The following is a 14355-nucleotide window of genomic DNA, read 5'->3' on the forward strand; positions in this document are numbered from 1 at the left end:
TGCGTCAATTCTCCTCCGGTGGAAAGTCGCGTCTGCGCAAGGCTTCGTGTCAGATTTACCACGATCCGGGCGCATGTTCTTGCCCCTTCGGACAATGGCCCCTATCTGCGCACCGACATATCGTCCCACCTGCATTCCCCAGTCCGAAGGACCCTCGATGGCCGCGCAATACGCATTCGTCATGAAGAACATGACCAAGACTTTTCCCGGCGCGAAAAAGCCGGTGCTGGAGAACATCAATCTCCAGTTCTACCAGGGTGCGAAAATCGGGATCGTCGGCCCCAACGGCGCGGGTAAGTCCACCCTGATCAAGATCATGGCCGGGTTGGACACGGATTTCACCGGCGAAGCCTGGCCGGGCGAAAACATCACCGTGGGCTATCTGGAACAGGAACCGCAGCTCGACGAAAGCAAGACGGTGCTCGAAAACGTCAAGGATGGCGCGCGCGAAACCGCCGATCTGGTGGAGCGCTTCAACGCGATTTCGGCCGAAATGGCCGAACCCGACGCCGATTTCGACAAGCTGGGCGACGAGATGGCCGATCTGCAGAGCAAGATCGACGCGGTGGATGGGTGGACGCTCGACAACCAGCTCGAAATCGCTATGGAGGCCCTGCGCTGTCCGCCGTCCGACGCGCCGGTTAATAATCTGTCGGGCGGTGAAAAGCGCCGCGTGGCGCTGACCCGGCTGCTGATCCAGAAGCCGGGCATCCTGCTGCTGGACGAACCGACCAACCACCTTGACGCTGAAAGCGTCGAATGGCTCGAAAACCACCTCAAGGAATATGCCGGCGCGGTGCTGATGATCACCCATGACCGCTATTTCCTCGACAATGTGGTCGAATGGATTCTCGAGCTCGATCGCGGATCCTACTATCCTTACGAAGGCAATTATTCGACCTATCTGGAAAAGAAGGCCAAGCGCATGGCGCAGGAAGACCGCGAGGATTCCGGGCGGCAGAAGGCCTTGTCGGAAGAACTGGAATGGATTCGTCAGACCCCCAAGGGCCGGCAAACCAAATCGAAGGCCCGCCTGCGCAAATTCGAAGAATTGCAGGATGCGCAATCGAACCGCAAGCCGGGCAAGGCGCAGATCGTGATCCAGGTGCCCGAACGGCTTGGCAGCAAAGTGATCGAGGCAAAGGGCCTGACCAAGGCTTACGGCGACAAGCTGCTGTTCGAAGATTTGTCGTTCATGCTGCCGCCGGGCGGTATTGTCGGGATCATCGGCCCGAACGGCGCGGGCAAATCGACGCTGTTCCGGATCATCACCGGCCAGGAACAGCCCGACAGCGGCGAGATCTCGATCGGGGAAACCGTCCATCTCGGCTATGTCGATCAGAGCCGCGACGATCTCGACCCCAAGAAGAACGTGTGGGAAGAAGTCTCCGACGGGCTCGATTACATGAAGGTCAACGGTCACGACATGAGCACAAGGGCCTATGTCGGCGCGTTCAATTTCAAGGGCGCGGACCAGCAGAAGGTCGTCGGCAAGCTGTCGGGCGGTGAACGCAACCGGGTCCACATGGCCAAGATGCTGAAAGACGGCGGCAACGTGCTGCTGCTTGACGAACCGACCAACGATCTCGACGTGGAAACCTTGCGCGCGCTGGAAGATGCGATCGAGAATTTCGCCGGCTGCGCGGTCGTCATTTCACATGACCGTTTCTTCCTCGACCGGCTCGCGACGCATATCCTGGCCTTCGAAGGCGACAGCCATGTCGAATGGTTCGAAGGAAACTTCGAGGCTTATGAAGAGGACAAGCGGCGCAGGCTTGGCGATGCGGCGGACCGGCCTACAAGGTTGGCGTATAAGAAGCTGACTCGGTAAGGGCAATTTGCCGGGCCAATCAGGCTTCGTCCCATTTGTAATTCATAAAGCATTTGCGCCTATTCCTGAGCCGGCAAGCAAGGGATGTCGCGCCGTGATCGAAATCGAAATTCAGAACGAGACGCACCAGTCTCATGAGCGAATCAAGATGGCGGTCATGCCCCGGATTGGCGAAGGCCTGAGATTGCAGGAACCCGACGGTTTCTGGGCGTCTTATGACATTCTCGATCTCTGGTACCAGAAAGCCGATTACGGCGACATCTGGGTTCCTTACCTGCACGTCCGCATGACCCCTGCGGAAGGTGAAGTCACGCCGCAACAGGACTTCCAGCCGGAACTCCGGACGATGAATGGGGGGATATTGCCATTCGCAATCTCATAAAACGGATCGACGCTCCGGCAGCCGCCAATCAGGAACAGTCGCAAGAGGATATTGCCGCGGCGCCTTCTGCCGAACCGAAGGCGCGAGACGCGGACGCTTCAGCCGCGCCTGCTCAGCAGATGGCCACGGGCCGCCGCGTTCCTCGTCCGGAAGAAGCACCTGCACCGGCGGCACCTGCGGCCGCCGCAAAGGCACGCTACTGTTTGCTGGTCGACGATTCGCGGATGATCCGCAAAGTCGCAAGGCGGATCGTTTCCGATATCGGATACCAGGTGGACGAAGCGGAGAATGGCGAGGAAGCGCTGAAAAAGTGCAAGATCGCCATGCCCGACCTGATCATACTGGATTGGGATATGCCGGTCATGACCGGTCTGGAATTCCTTGCCGCCTTGCGTGAACAGCCCACCGTGAAGCGGCCCAAGGTGGTGTTCTGCACCGCAAGAGGGGACACGTTCGACATCCACAAGGGCATCGATCACGGGGCCGACGAATATGTTACCAAGCCGTTCGACGAAGCGGGCCTGATGGCCAAACTTACGAAAATCGGTGCCGCCTGAGCCAGGCCACTAGGGCACCAGCCAGCGGCTTGTTCTCGTTCCACCGCTGATAACTCGCAGCACCCCGTAGGCCGTCCCCACCACCGGCGTGTGCATGGGCAAATGGCGGTTAACCGCGCCGTTGCGCAAGTGGTCGAAAATTCCCTTCAGCATCGGTTCAAGCGTGTCTGGCATTATGCGCTGAGAGACGCGCGGCTGCGCCAAGTCAATCGGCTCTGCATTCATTTTGGCACATAGAAACCTGAACAGAGAGATTTACCGCCGTTCAGTTTCATGTCAGCTAACATGAACTAAACCATTGCTAGTAACGCCGCCAACCCCCTCCAGGGTCGCGGTTAGAAGCAGGAGAATCGACATGACATTGAAGCGCCTATTTATGACCAGTGGTCTGTCGGCTCTTGCCGCGGCACTGGTTATGACATCTGTGCCCAGCGCGGCTGCGCCGGCCGACCGGTCCCAGCGCGCCGAGCAGCGTGAAAACCGCGGATCGGCCATGCGCGAGCAGCGCGCTGCCCGAAACGAAGCGCGGCGCGAAGCCCGCCGCGAAATTCGCAGTGAGACCCAGCGCGAGGAACGTTCCGCAAATCGCCAGCAGGCCCGCCCAGTGCAGCAGCGCAACGTAACCCGGGATGTCTCAAGGACGGTCGAACGTGACCGCCGCGGTGATCGCGGCAACCGTCCGACAGTCGCCAACGGCCAGGTAAACAATCGCGGCGGTGAAGCCATCCGGCGTCAGCGGGAACAGGCACCTGTAGTCAGGACGGAAAGCGATCGCCGGGGCGATTGGACACAGAACCGCGACCGGCGCACGTCCACCGACCGCAATCGCAGCTATACCGACCGCAATCGTAACGAAAGCTATGATGGCCGCAACCGCGATGGCTACCGAGGCGACCGCGATAACTACCGTCAGGACCGGGACGGCTACCGCGGCGACCGAAATCATCGTGACTGGGATCGCCACAGCTGGCGGAAAAACAATCGGTACAATTGGTACGGGTATCGCGCCAGCAACCGCAATCTCTATCGCTTGGGGCATTATTATGCGCCCTATCGCAACTATCGCTACAGCCGCTTGAACATCGGCATCAGGCTTGGTTCGGTGTTCTTCGGGAGCCGTTACTGGATCAACGATCCGTGGCAGTACCGCCTGCCCGAAGTCTACGGTCCATACCGCTGGGTCCGCTATTACGACGACGTGCTGCTGGTAAACACCTATACCGGCGAAGTGGTCGACGTGATCTACGACTTCTTCTGGTAATTCGCACCAGGAACAAGCCCCCGTCGGCACTGCCGGCGGGGGCTTTTTCGTGCGTCCGATCAGCTCTTGACCGTGCCGAACGGCAGCATTTTGAACAGAGTGCCGTCCTTATCCCAGAAAGTATGCTTGAGCGCGCCGAGAAGATGCAATCCGACCAGGTAGATCAGGATTTCCCCGCCCGTTTTGTGAAATCCGATGATGGTTTTGCCCATTTCGGGTGAATTGCCAACCGGCAACGCTGGAACGGTGAAAACTCCCCAGACATTCACACCGAAATTTAAATATGACCCGGCGAGCCAGCCGCCCAGAGGCAGGCCGATCAGCAACACGTAAAACAGAATGTGGGTGGTGCGCGCCAGCACCCTCTGCCACTGCGGCACGGTCGTGGATATGGGTGGGACCGGATGAGTCAGCCTCCACGCCAGCCGCGCCAGCGTCAGCACCAGGATGGTAATTCCGAGCGCCCTGTGGTGGCCCATCCAATAGGCCTGATCGACTTTCGAAGCGTGTTCGGCGGCTTCGACGAGGCGCCAGTTCGTGATGACTGCAATCGCAATCAACCAATGAAAAATCATCGCTCCGGTGGAGTATCGGCTACGTGCAGCTGCGGTCATCGAATGCCTTTCGGTGGTGGATACCTGCAGGTGCTAGCAAGAAATTTCACCGCGGCAAGCGCTCGCTTGCAGCGCCGGAATGGAATGCTAGAAACCTGCTCCATGACAAAAACCGCAATCACGCCGGACAAGGACGCGCTCAAACGGGTGGGTGATATCGTCCGCAAACGCCTTGAAGCGGACCCCAAGGCTTACCGGATCCCCACCGAGAAGGCGGAAATGTTCGCCGTCGGAAAATTCCTCACCGGCACGGAATGCACCCGGCTGATGCGCATGATCGATGTCGTCGCGCAGCCCAGCAAGCTGTTCGACCAGGATTATTCCAATGGAATTCGCACATCCTATTCGGGCAATTTCGATGGGCGGGATCCGTTCATTCAGGGCATCTCCCGCCGGATCGACGATCTGCTGGGGATGAAGCCCGAATGGGGCGAAACCATTCAGGGCCAGCGTTACCTGCCGGGACAGGAATTCAAGCCGCATAACGACTGGTTCTATACCGACCAGGATTACTGGAAGCTGGAACGCAAGCGCGGCGGGCAACGCAGCTGGACCGCGATGGCGTTTCTCAACCCCGTCGACAAGGGCGGCGAGACACACTTCACCGAGGTCGGCATCAATATCGCGCCGCAGCCGGGCGTGTTGCTGTTATGGAACAACGCCCTGCCCGATGGCCGGCCGAACCACGACACGATGCACGCCGGCACGCCGGTGATCGAAGGCATCAAATATGTAATTACCAAGTGGTACCGTACGCGGCAGTGGAAATAGCCGTTCTCGATTAAGCCTTGGCCAGCGCCTCGGCGATCAGCCTGCGGGTGTTTTCGATCCCGTAGAGCACAATGAAACTGCCCATCCTCGGCCCTTGCGAGGAACCGAGCAGCGTTTCGTACAGCGCCCGGAACCAGTCACGCAAATTTTCGAACCCGTATGCTTCGTCCTTGCCGATTTCATAGACCCGCGTCTGGAGGTCCTCTGCCGAGATACCCTCCGGCACGCCCGCCAACTCCGCATCGAGCGCCGCCAGCGCCGCCGCCTCGATTTCGGTCGGCGCGCGTTTCACCAGCGTCGGGGCCACGAAATCACGGTTATAGGCGAGCGCACTGGTGACCAGCACATCCAGCTCCGGATGCGCGGACGGATCGGCGTTCGCGACATAATTGCCGAGGTAGGACCAGACCTGTTCGCGCGTCGCGTCGGCGCCCAGGACGCCCACGAGGTTGAGCAGCAGGCCGTAGGTCACCGGCAGGCTGTCACCCGCACCGGGGGCCGCCGCCCCGTCACCGCCGCCATTGGCGCGGGCGAGATGCCAGACGGGATTGCCCATCTGCTTGTCCAGCGGCTGCTCGGATAGCCGCTCGCGGAACTGCCAGTATTCATCGACCGCGCGCGGGACCACGCCGACGTGCAGCTGCTTGGCGCTTTTCGGGTTGGGGAAAATATAGAAGCCGAGCGATTCCTCGCTGCCGTAACGCAGCCATTCCTCGATCGTTAGTCCGTTGCCCTTGGACTTGGAGATTTTTTCGCCATTCTCGTCGAGGAACAATTCGTAAATCAGCCCCTCCGGCTTGCGGCCGCCCAGCACCTGCGCGATCTTGCCCGACTGGACCCCGCTGTCGGTCAGGTCCTTGCCGTACATCTCATAATCGACGCCCAGCGCCACCCAACGCATGGCCCAATCGACTTTCCATTGCAGCTTGGCCTGCCCGCCAAGTGCGGTTTGCTCGACGGTTTCTGCGGTCACGTCCTGGAAACGAATGATTCCCGCATCGGCATCGACAATCTCCACCGGCACCTGAAGCACCGCGCCGCTGGTGGGCGACACAGGCAGGATCGGCGAATAGGTCGCCGCGCGTTCCGCCCGCAAGGTCGGCAGCATGATGTCGAGAATTGCGGCATTGCACCGGAGGACATTCTTGAGCGCCTCGTCGAATGCACCCGATGTGTAGCGATCGGTTGACGACACAAATTCGTATTCAAACCCGAAACGGTCGAGAAATTCGCGCAGTTTCGCGTTGTTATGCGCTGCGAAGCTGCCGAATTCGCCGAACGGATCGGGGATCCGGCTGAGCGGCTTTCCAAGATGCTCCGTCAGCATCGCCTGGTTCGGCACATTGTCCGGCACTTTGCGCAGGCCGTCCATATCGTCGCTGAAGGCGATCAACCGGGTGGGCGCGCCGCCGGTCAGCGTTTCGTAGGCGCGCCGAATCAGCGTAGTGCGCAGTACTTCCTGAAACGTGCCGATATGCGGCAGGCCTGACGGGCCGTAGCCGGTTTCGAAAATCATCGGAGCACCATCCGGCTTGCCATCGGGATAGCGCTTGACCAGCCGCATCGCCTCCTGAAAAGGCCACGCCTTGGATTCCCGAGCGGTCTTGATCACGTCGGTGGGGGATATGGGCTGCGTCATGGCGGTGGGCTTTTGCCGATGGGCCGCCATTTCGCAAGCGCGAAGATCACAATCGGTACCTTGCACCGATGCTGGCCGCTGGTCGCAGCACCATAATCACCTTGATCGCCGTTCCGCTTGTGTTCTAACGCATGGCAGTGCCGCACCCCCTGCCTCTCCCCGCGCTTCACGCCAGCCATGCCGGAACATGGCTGCAGGATGCGGGCGGCAACACGCGGGGCGTGTCCAAGGGCGAAGCGATCATGGCGGCGGCAGACACCCCGCTGCTGATGCTGAACGCTCCTCTTGTCGCCAGCCGGCTGGGTTATCCCGATCTGTCCGGTCTCGACCTGCTCGAACTGTTCGCCTTCGTCCATCCGGCGCGATTCGTAGTGCCGACTCCGAAAGGGATCGCTCACGCGCTGGACCTGGACGAGCCGCAGAGCGACGACCAGATACCGGCGCTGTTGCAGATGGCCGCAGGGACGTTGCTGGAAACTTGCGAGAGCGAGGAATGGCCGCAGCGAGACGGTGCATGGTCATCGCTGCAATCGCTCACCCGGATGCGGTGGCCGTGGGCGCAGATTTGCGGCCCCCATATCAAGCGCCCCGAAGCGGCCGAGAAATGGCTGTTCACCAAACTGCCCGAATGGGACGAAAACCCCGACCGACCGCAGCCGGGCCAGATCACCCTGTCCGAAGACGCCATCGAAGCGCAGCTCGAACACCTGACCGGGAACACTGCCGAACGGCGCGATGGACAGCGGATGTATGCGCGCGAGGTGGGCAAGATCTTCGCGCCCCGGGCGCAGCGCAGCCTGCCGCATCTCCTGCTGGCGCAGGCCGGGACCGGAATCGGCAAGACGCTGGGTTATCTCGCCCCGGCATCGCTGTGGGCCGGCGCTGCGCAAGGCACGGTGTGGGTGTCCACTTTCACCAAGAATCTGCAGCGCCAGCTCCGCTCCGAAAGCCGCCGGGGTTGGCCCGAAACGCGCGCCGACGGAACCCAGCCGGTGGTGGTTCGCAAAGGCCGCGAGAATTACCTGTGCCTGCTCAATCTGGAAGACGCTCTCCAAGGCGGATTCGCCGGACGCGCCGCCATTCTGGCGCAGCTGGTTGCGCGCTGGGCCGCCTATTCGCGGGACGGAGACTTGATCGGCGGCGATCTGCCCGGCTGGCTGGGAACACTGTTCGCCCGCCGCGGAATTGCCGCCCTAACCGACCAGCGCGGCGAATGCGTTTATGCGGGGTGCCCGCATTACCGCAAATGCTTCATCGAGCGATCCGCTAGGGCGAGTGCGCAAGCAGACCTGGTGATTGCCAACCATGCGCTGGTAATGATCAACGCCGCCAGAGGCCGCGACCACGCCCAGCGGCCTACGCGGATCATTTTCGACGAAGGGCATCACGTGTTCGACGCGGCCGATTCGACTTTTGCCGCCGAATTGTCCGGCCAGGAAGCGATCGAACTGCGCCGCTGGATCATCGGGCCGGAACGCAGCGCCCGGGGCCGCAGACGCGGGCTGGCGGCACGGCTCGCCGATGTCGCGAGCTATGACGAAGCGGGCGGCAAGGCGGTGGAGGACGCGATCCGCGCCGCGCAGGCACTGCCGTCGGACGGCTGGCTGCAGCGGCTGAACGACGGCGAACCCTACGGCCCGCTGGAGACGCTGTTCGCAGCCGTTCGCGCAGCGACCTATGCGCGCGACGAGAGCGGAGGGCAAGAAGGCGGCTACGGGATCGAGACCGAGGCGGCCGGGCTGGACGGCAATTTCGTGCAGCTTGCCGGACAGGCGCAAAGTGCACTCGCGGCCATCCGCCATCCGCTGGTTACGCTTGGCGGAAGGCTGGAAGCGGTGGTCGAGAACGCGCCCGACTGGCTCGACGCACAAGGTCGGGCGCGGCTGGAAGGCGCGCGCCATTCGCTTGGCTGGCGAGTCGATCTGCTGGCTGCGTGGGAGGCTTTGCTGGACAGGCTGGGCGGACCGGCGGACCCCGAATTCGTCGATTGGCTGGCCGTCGAAAGGTCCGAAGCCCGCGAATTCGACGTTGCTATCCACCGCCGCTGGCTGGACCCGATGAAGCCTTTCGCGCGCACCGTGCTGGAACCTGCGCACGGCGTCATGCTGACCTCCGCGACCTTGCGCGACGGGGAAGACTGGGAGGCGGCGATCGCGCGTTCCGGGGCGCCGCACATCGATCTCCAGCCGCATCTGGCCAGCGCAGCCAGCCCGTTCGATTATGCGAGCCAGGCCGAAGTGCTGATCGTGACCGACATCAAGCGCGGCGATATTCCGGCGCTCGCGGGCGCCTATGCCCGGCTGATCGAGGCCGCGGGCGGCGGCGTGCTCGGGCTGTTCACGGCCATCCGGCGGATGCGCGCGGTCCATGGCCGGATCGCCGACCGGCTCGCGCGCGCCGGATTGCCGCTCTATGCGCAGCACGTCGATCCGATCGACACCGGGACGCTTGTCGATATTTTTCGCGACGACCCCCGCGCCACTCTGCTCGGCACCGACGCGCTGCGCGACGGGGTCGATGTGCCGGGCGAAAGCCTGCGCTGCGTGGTGATGGAGCAAGTGCCATGGCCGCGCCCGACAATCCTCCACCGCGCCCGGCGCGCCGCAAATGGCGGAAGTGCCTATGATGACCGGCTGATCCGGGCGAAACTGGCGCAGGCGTTCGGACGGCTGATCCGCAGCAAGGACGACCGCGGCCATTTCATCGTTCTGTCGTCCGCTTTTCCCAGCCGCCTGCTCGGTGCGTTTCCCCCAGGAACCCCTGTCACACGCCTGACACTGGACGAGGCTTTACAACGCGTCGGCAACAGTGTTTGCCAGACACCGGCACCGCAGAATGATCGCCAGTCCGATCCGCACCAAACCGAATGAAGGCAGACAATCCGGACATGAAAACCCTCGGTCTCCTGCGCCACGCCAAATCCGACTGGGATGATCTGGCGAAACGCGACTTCGACCGCGGGCTGAACGACCGGGGACGCAGGGGCGCTACGCTGATCGGGACGCATATCGCCCGTTACGGGACCGCATTCGACCTGCTGCTGGCCAGCCCGGCCGAGAGGGTGCGCCAGACGCTGAGCGCAGCCCTGCCGCAGATGGAGCCGCAGTTTGACGAGAGGCTTTATCTGGCGGGTCTCGACACGCTGATCGAAGTAATCCGGGAAAAAGGCGACGGGGCGAACGCAATGTTGGTCGCCGCGCATAATCCGGGCCTGCAGGAATTGCTGTTCGCACTGGTCTCGCCGTCCGCCGAAGACGAGTTGTTCGACGACGCGGCGCCTAAATACCCCACCGCAGCCTTTGCCGTTTTCGAACTCGAGATCGACGACTGGACACAGCTCGCCGCCGATTGCGGCAGGCTGGTGCATTTCAAACGGCCCCGTGATCTCGATTCCTCTTTGGGTCCCGAATTCTGACATTCCATCATCAAAGGCTGACCACATGAAGTTCACCGCTATTCTTTTTGCCGGTACGATCCTGACCCTCGGCGCCTCGCCTGCCCTGGCCGACACCAGCTATGTCACGGCGGATCGAATGCTGGATGTCGAAAGCGGGCGCTATGTCGATGCCCCGCTGATCACCATTGTCGATGGCAAGATTGCCGCGGTGGAAAGCGGCGGCACCGCGCCCGAAGGTGCGGCTCTGACCGATCTTTCCGGCCATACCATCCTGCCCGGATTGATCGATATGCACGTCCACCTCGACGGGCGGCCCGAATATGGCGGCTATACGGGCTTGCAATTCACCGACCGGTTCTGGACCGTGATCGGCGTCGCCAATGCCGACAAGATGCTCCGCGCGGGCTTCACCACGATCCGCAATTTGGGCGATGATGATTACAATGTTGCAGGGATCGACCAGGCGATTGGTGAAGGCTGGATCACCGGCCCGCGCATCGTCAATGCGGGTTATGCGCTGGGGGCGACCGGCGGGCACTGCGACGAGACATATCTTCCGCCCAGCTTCAATGCCAAAAGTCCCGGCGTGGCCGACAGTGCGGAGGGGCTGCGCGCGCGGGTCCGTGAACAGCGCAAATATGGCGCCGAAGTGATCAAGGTATGCGCCACCGGCGGGGTTTTCTCGCGCAATACCGAACCTGGCCAGCAACAGCTGCGTGAAGAAGAATTACGGGCAATTGCGGAAGAGGCGCATTTCTGGGGGCTGAAGGTTGCAGCCCATGCCCATGGCGCTGCCGGGATCAAGGCCGCGATCAAGGCGGGCATCGATTCGATTGAACATGCCAGCCTGATCGATGATGAAGGTATCCGCCTCGCCAAGGAACGCGGCGCATATCTCAGCATGGACATCTTCAACACTGATTACACCCAGGCCGAAGGCGCTAAAAACGGCGTGCTGGAAGATAATCTACGCAAGGATCGCGAGGTTGCTCAAATCCAGCGCGACAATTTCCGCAAGGCACATGATGCAGGCGTCAGCCTGATCTTTGCCAGCGATGCCGGCGTGATGCCGCACGAAACGGCAGGCGGGCAGTTCGCGGTTATGGTCCAATATGGGATGACCCCGCTTCAAGCGATCAGGGCCGCCACTGTGAACGCAGCAGAGGCGCTGGGGCAATCGGGCGAAGTGGGTGTGCTGAAGCCGGGCGCATGGGCCGACATCATTGCAGTCGATGGCGATCCGCTCAGTGATGTCGGCGAATTGACCGATGTCGACTTCGTGATGAAGGGCGGCGTCGCCGTCAAATAGACCGCCTGCCTACCCGAGGACGAAACGTGGTCCCGGCCCGCTTTCTGCTGCCTCGTCCTGATTGTTGTACAATTTGCAGCGTGACAGGCTGAGACAGCCGCAGCCGATGCAGCCATCGAGCTTGTCGCGGGTGCGGGTCAACTGCGCGATCTTGCGGTCGAGCTGCTGGCGGATCGATGCGCTGATCTCTCGCCAATCCCTCGCTGTCGGCGTCCTGCCTTGCGGCAGTTTCGCCAGCTCGCCCTCGATTTCGGACAGCGCCAGACCCAATTGCTGAGCGATCAGAATAAAGCTCAGCCGTCTTATATCCGAACGCAGGAAGCGGCGCTGGTTGCCATTCGTGCGCATCGGCTGGACCAGACCACGCTCCTCGTAAAACCGAATCGCGGAAACCGACAGGCCGGTCCGCTGCGCAAGATCGCCGATGGGGAGAAAATCATTCTTGCTCAGCTTGCGCGTCACGGCCGGAACCCTTCGTGAATAAATAGCTTGACCTCAACTTAGCTTGAGATTGCAGAATAGGCAAATGCGATGATTCGTAACCACCAGCGCCCCTTTTTGGGGCTTGGCGGGAAAGCGGGCATCGCCAGCTTAGCAATTTCAGGAGCAATCAATGTCCATAGCCAAACTCGAACACGTCAATGTGAGCGTCACCAACCCTGCCCGCACGGCAGCTTTGCTGACCGACCTGTGCGGCTGGCATATCCGGTGGGAGGGGCCCTCGATGAACAATGGCCGCACCATCCATGTCGGCAGCGACACTGCCTATCTGGCGCTATACACCAACGACGAGGTCACCGGCGAATTTTCCAAGGGACAGCCGCTCAGCCATATCGGGCTGCAGGTTGATGACCTCGTCGCCGCGGAAAAGACGGTTGTCGATGCCGGCCTGACGCCTTTCAGCCAAGGGACCTACAATCCCGGCCCGTCGACTTTCTACTTCCTCGATTGGGACGGCATCGAATTCGAGGTGGTCAGCTATGAATGAGCCGATCCTGCGCGAACCGATGTTCGCTCGCGTCCGGTCAGGTCACACGAGCCTTGGCCCTGCGCCGCCCGACCAGGACTCGCCCGTGCGCTCAATCGATACCGGGCCGTCCCACGAGCGGCAAAGGTCCAGGGCTACATCCGGTTCGCCTGCCAGCCAGAGCGGATAATGATCGGGATGGAGCACCACGGGCATCCTGCGGTGGACCTCGGCCGCGGGGCCGGCGGAGTCGGTCATCACCATCGAATAGACGTCGCCCCACTCCGCGCTCGATCGCCAGATTCCTGCCGCAGCGAACAGATTGGTGCCGGGAAGTGCCAACCAGGTACGGGTCATCGCCCCTTTGGGCCCCTGCGCCTCGGCCCAGGCGCTTAATGGGATCAGGCAGCGCCGCGCATCGAAACTCGATTTCCAGAAGAAGCTGGCGAGCTTGTCGGTGCGGGCGTTATTGACCGGCTTCGGCTTCAATAACTGACCCTTGGCGCCCTTCATCTGAAGCGGAAAACCCCAGGTCATTTGCCGTAAATGGCCTCGTTCGACCACCAGACCGGGATAGCCGGGATAGACCTCCGCGCCCAGATTGCTGCCTGCGGCGTGGTTTACCGCACCGAACATCTGCGCGACTTCGTCCACTGTCCGGGTCATGCGGTAGAGATTGCACATCAGGCGTTCCCCACGACAAAACAGGCCGCCGCCATCAGCAGCCCGGCAAAGCGGTTGGAACGGAAGCGTGCAAGGGGATTTTCCGGGATCGCCGCATCCAGCGTAACCACCTGCCAGCCGAGATGCACCGCAACCGGCACCAATGCGAGCAAGGCCAGCGCATCGTGCCGCAGCAGCCAGAAACCCAGCACCCACATGGCGATCGCTGCGCCATAGAACAGCGTCACGCCCAGCCTGACCCGGTCGCCCAGGCGGAGCGCGCTCGATCGGATCCCGACCAGCGCATCGTCTTCCCTGTCCTGCAGCGCATAGATCGTGTCGTAACCGATGACCCACATCACGCTTCCGGCGTAAATCGCGGCGAGCGCGTCCCAATTGTCGCTCCGCAGTGCGGTCCAGCCGACCAGAAGACCCCAGGTGAACACCATCCCCAACCATGCCTGCGGCCACCACGTGATCCGCTTCATGAAGGGATAGGCCGCGACCAGCGCGAGGCTGCCCAGCGCGACGATCTGCGCCTGCCAGCGCAGTTGCAGCAGCACCGCCAGCCCGACCAGACAGAGCGCGGCAAGCCAGAGCCATGCGGTCCGCAGCGAAATCCGGCCGCTCGCGACCGGGCGCATTGCGGTGCGCGCAACCTTCCGGTCCAGGTCCGCATCGACGATGTCGTTATAGACGCAGCCCGCACCGCGCATGGCGATGCTGCCGAGCAGCAGCCAGCCGATCAGCACCAATTGCCAGCCGGTTCCCGACAGCCAGACGCCCCAGGCGCAGGGCCAGAACAGCAGCCACCAGCCGATCGGCCGGTCGAACCGTGCCAGTTGGGCCAGGTCGCGCGGCACCTGCGGCAGTTTCGCAATCACGCCGCGGTGCTGGGTGTCGGGTACGATTCCATCGTTCATGCTTGCGTCCTACCGAGCAGCGGGCGTAGTGGGAAGCCATG

General features: G+C 62.0%; 15 protein-coding genes. 9 read left to right on the forward strand and 6 right to left on the reverse strand.

All coding sequences use genetic code 11. The features are described from left to right. Positions 1-157 precede the first annotated feature (157 nt). The 3 genes from ettA (at position 158) to U0988_RS01770 (ending at position 2770) form a co-directional block, all read left to right on the forward strand. On the forward strand, positions 158-1831 hold the full coding sequence (gene ettA, locus U0988_RS01760; protein WP_322290931.1) for an energy-dependent translational throttle protein EttA: 1674 nt from the start codon (positions 158-160) through the stop codon (positions 1829-1831). A gap of 94 nt (positions 1832-1925) precedes the next feature. After that, the gene (locus U0988_RS01765; RefSeq protein ID WP_322290932.1) at positions 1926-2213 is read left to right on the forward strand and encodes a hypothetical protein; all 288 of its coding nucleotides are present in this window, start codon (positions 1926-1928) and stop codon (positions 2211-2213) included. 119 nt (positions 2214-2332) lie between these two features. Further along, positions 2333-2770, forward strand: coding sequence for a response regulator (locus tag U0988_RS01770; protein WP_322290933.1), 438 nt, complete (start codon positions 2333-2335; stop codon positions 2768-2770). A 9-nt stretch (positions 2771-2779) separates the two neighbouring features. Here the strand turns inward: U0988_RS01770 and U0988_RS01775 are convergent, their stop codons facing one another. Further along, positions 2780-2944: a hypothetical protein gene (locus U0988_RS01775; RefSeq protein ID WP_322290934.1), complete on the reverse strand. Its 165-nt coding sequence runs from the start codon at positions 2942-2944 to the stop codon at positions 2780-2782. A gap of 202 nt (positions 2945-3146) precedes the next feature. Here U0988_RS01775 and U0988_RS01780 point away from each other — a divergent pair, with 202 nt between their 5' ends. Next, complete coding sequence (locus U0988_RS01780) at positions 3147-4031, forward strand: RcnB family protein (protein WP_322290935.1); 885 nt, start codon at positions 3147-3149, stop codon at positions 4029-4031. 59 nt (positions 4032-4090) lie between these two features. Here U0988_RS01780 and U0988_RS01785 read toward each other — a convergent pair whose 3' ends face one another. After that, positions 4091-4645 carry a cytochrome b gene (locus tag U0988_RS01785; RefSeq protein ID WP_322290936.1) on the reverse strand — a complete coding sequence of 185 codons (555 nt, stop codon included), beginning with the start codon at positions 4643-4645 and terminating at the stop codon, positions 4091-4093. A 102-nt stretch (positions 4646-4747) separates the two neighbouring features. Between U0988_RS01785 and U0988_RS01790 the strand changes: the two genes are divergently transcribed. After that, positions 4748-5416: a 2OG-Fe(II) oxygenase gene (locus tag U0988_RS01790; protein ID WP_322290937.1), complete on the forward strand. Its 669-nt coding sequence runs from the start codon at positions 4748-4750 to the stop codon at positions 5414-5416. Positions 5417-5426: 10 nt separating this feature from the next. Here U0988_RS01790 and U0988_RS01795 read toward each other — a convergent pair whose 3' ends face one another. Beyond that, positions 5427-7055, reverse strand: coding sequence for a lysine--tRNA ligase (locus U0988_RS01795; RefSeq protein WP_322290938.1), 1629 nt, complete (start codon positions 7053-7055; stop codon positions 5427-5429). Between the two features lie 131 nt (positions 7056-7186). On the opposite strand from U0988_RS01795, the gene U0988_RS01800 reads away from it, so the two are divergent. The 3 genes from U0988_RS01800 to U0988_RS01810 are packed head-to-tail and all read left to right on the forward strand — an operon-like array spanning position 7187 to position 11761. Then, positions 7187-9925, forward strand: a complete 2739-nt coding sequence (locus U0988_RS01800) for an ATP-dependent DNA helicase (RefSeq protein ID WP_322290939.1) — start codon at positions 7187-7189, stop codon at positions 9923-9925. Between the two features lie 17 nt (positions 9926-9942). Then, complete coding sequence (locus U0988_RS01805) at positions 9943-10470, forward strand: SixA phosphatase family protein (RefSeq protein ID WP_322290940.1); 528 nt, start codon at positions 9943-9945, stop codon at positions 10468-10470. A 25-nt stretch (positions 10471-10495) separates the two neighbouring features. Continuing rightward, complete coding sequence (locus tag U0988_RS01810; protein WP_322290941.1) at positions 10496-11761, forward strand: metal-dependent hydrolase family protein; 1266 nt, start codon at positions 10496-10498, stop codon at positions 11759-11761. A 9-nt stretch (positions 11762-11770) separates the two neighbouring features. On the opposite strand, the gene soxR is transcribed toward U0988_RS01810, so the two are convergent. After that, positions 11771-12223, reverse strand: coding sequence for a redox-sensitive transcriptional activator SoxR (soxR, locus tag U0988_RS01815; RefSeq protein ID WP_416172349.1), 453 nt, complete (start codon positions 12221-12223; stop codon positions 11771-11773). A 151-nt stretch (positions 12224-12374) separates the two neighbouring features. Here soxR and U0988_RS01820 point away from each other — a divergent pair, with 151 nt between their 5' ends. After that, positions 12375-12749 carry a VOC family protein gene (locus U0988_RS01820; protein WP_322290942.1) on the forward strand — a complete coding sequence of 125 codons (375 nt, stop codon included), beginning with the start codon at positions 12375-12377 and terminating at the stop codon, positions 12747-12749. A 42-nt stretch (positions 12750-12791) separates the two neighbouring features. Here U0988_RS01820 and U0988_RS01825 read toward each other — a convergent pair whose 3' ends face one another. Both U0988_RS01825 and ubiA read right to left on the reverse strand, forming a co-directional pair. Then, complete coding sequence (locus U0988_RS01825) at positions 12792-13412, reverse strand: SOS response-associated peptidase (protein WP_322290943.1); 621 nt, start codon at positions 13410-13412, stop codon at positions 12792-12794. Next, complete coding sequence (ubiA, locus tag U0988_RS01830; RefSeq protein ID WP_322290944.1) at positions 13412-14314, reverse strand: 4-hydroxybenzoate octaprenyltransferase; 903 nt, start codon at positions 14312-14314, stop codon at positions 13412-13414. Before ubiA ends, U0988_RS01825 begins: the two co-directional genes overlap by 1 nt. Between the last annotated feature and the right edge of the window lie 41 nt (positions 14315-14355).

Origin of the sequence: Allopontixanthobacter sp. (genome assembly GCF_034376665.1) — a bacterium.
GTDB lineage: Bacteria > Pseudomonadota > Alphaproteobacteria > Sphingomonadales > Sphingomonadaceae > Allopontixanthobacter.

Coding starts and splice junctions, on each gene's coding strand:
- U0988_RS01820 (WP_322290942.1), top strand. CDS start 12,375: ATGTCCATAGCCAAACTCGAACACGTCAATGTGAGCGTCACCAACCCT.
- U0988_RS01810 (WP_322290941.1), top strand. CDS start 10,496: ATGAAGTTCACCGCTATTCTTTTTGCCGGTACGATCCTGACCCTCGGC.
- U0988_RS01775 (WP_322290934.1), bottom strand. CDS start 2,944: ATGCCAGACACGCTTGAACCGATGCTGAAGGGAATTTTCGACCACTTG.
- U0988_RS01825 (WP_322290943.1), bottom strand. CDS start 13,412: ATGTGCAATCTCTACCGCATGACCCGGACAGTGGACGAAGTCGCGCAG.
- U0988_RS01790 (WP_322290937.1), top strand. CDS start 4,748: ATGACAAAAACCGCAATCACGCCGGACAAGGACGCGCTCAAACGGGTG.
- ubiA (WP_322290944.1), bottom strand. CDS start 14,314: ATGAACGATGGAATCGTACCCGACACCCAGCACCGCGGCGTGATTGCG.
- U0988_RS01800 (WP_322290939.1), top strand. CDS start 7,187: ATGGCAGTGCCGCACCCCCTGCCTCTCCCCGCGCTTCACGCCAGCCAT.
- ettA (WP_322290931.1), top strand. CDS start 158: ATGGCCGCGCAATACGCATTCGTCATGAAGAACATGACCAAGACTTTT.
- U0988_RS01780 (WP_322290935.1), top strand. CDS start 3,147: ATGACCAGTGGTCTGTCGGCTCTTGCCGCGGCACTGGTTATGACATCT.
- U0988_RS01785 (WP_322290936.1), bottom strand. CDS start 4,645: ATGACCGCAGCTGCACGTAGCCGATACTCCACCGGAGCGATGATTTTT.
- U0988_RS01795 (WP_322290938.1), bottom strand. CDS start 7,055: ATGACGCAGCCCATATCCCCCACCGACGTGATCAAGACCGCTCGGGAA.
- U0988_RS01805 (WP_322290940.1), top strand. CDS start 9,943: ATGAAAACCCTCGGTCTCCTGCGCCACGCCAAATCCGACTGGGATGAT.
- U0988_RS01770 (WP_322290933.1), top strand. CDS start 2,333: ATGGCCACGGGCCGCCGCGTTCCTCGTCCGGAAGAAGCACCTGCACCG.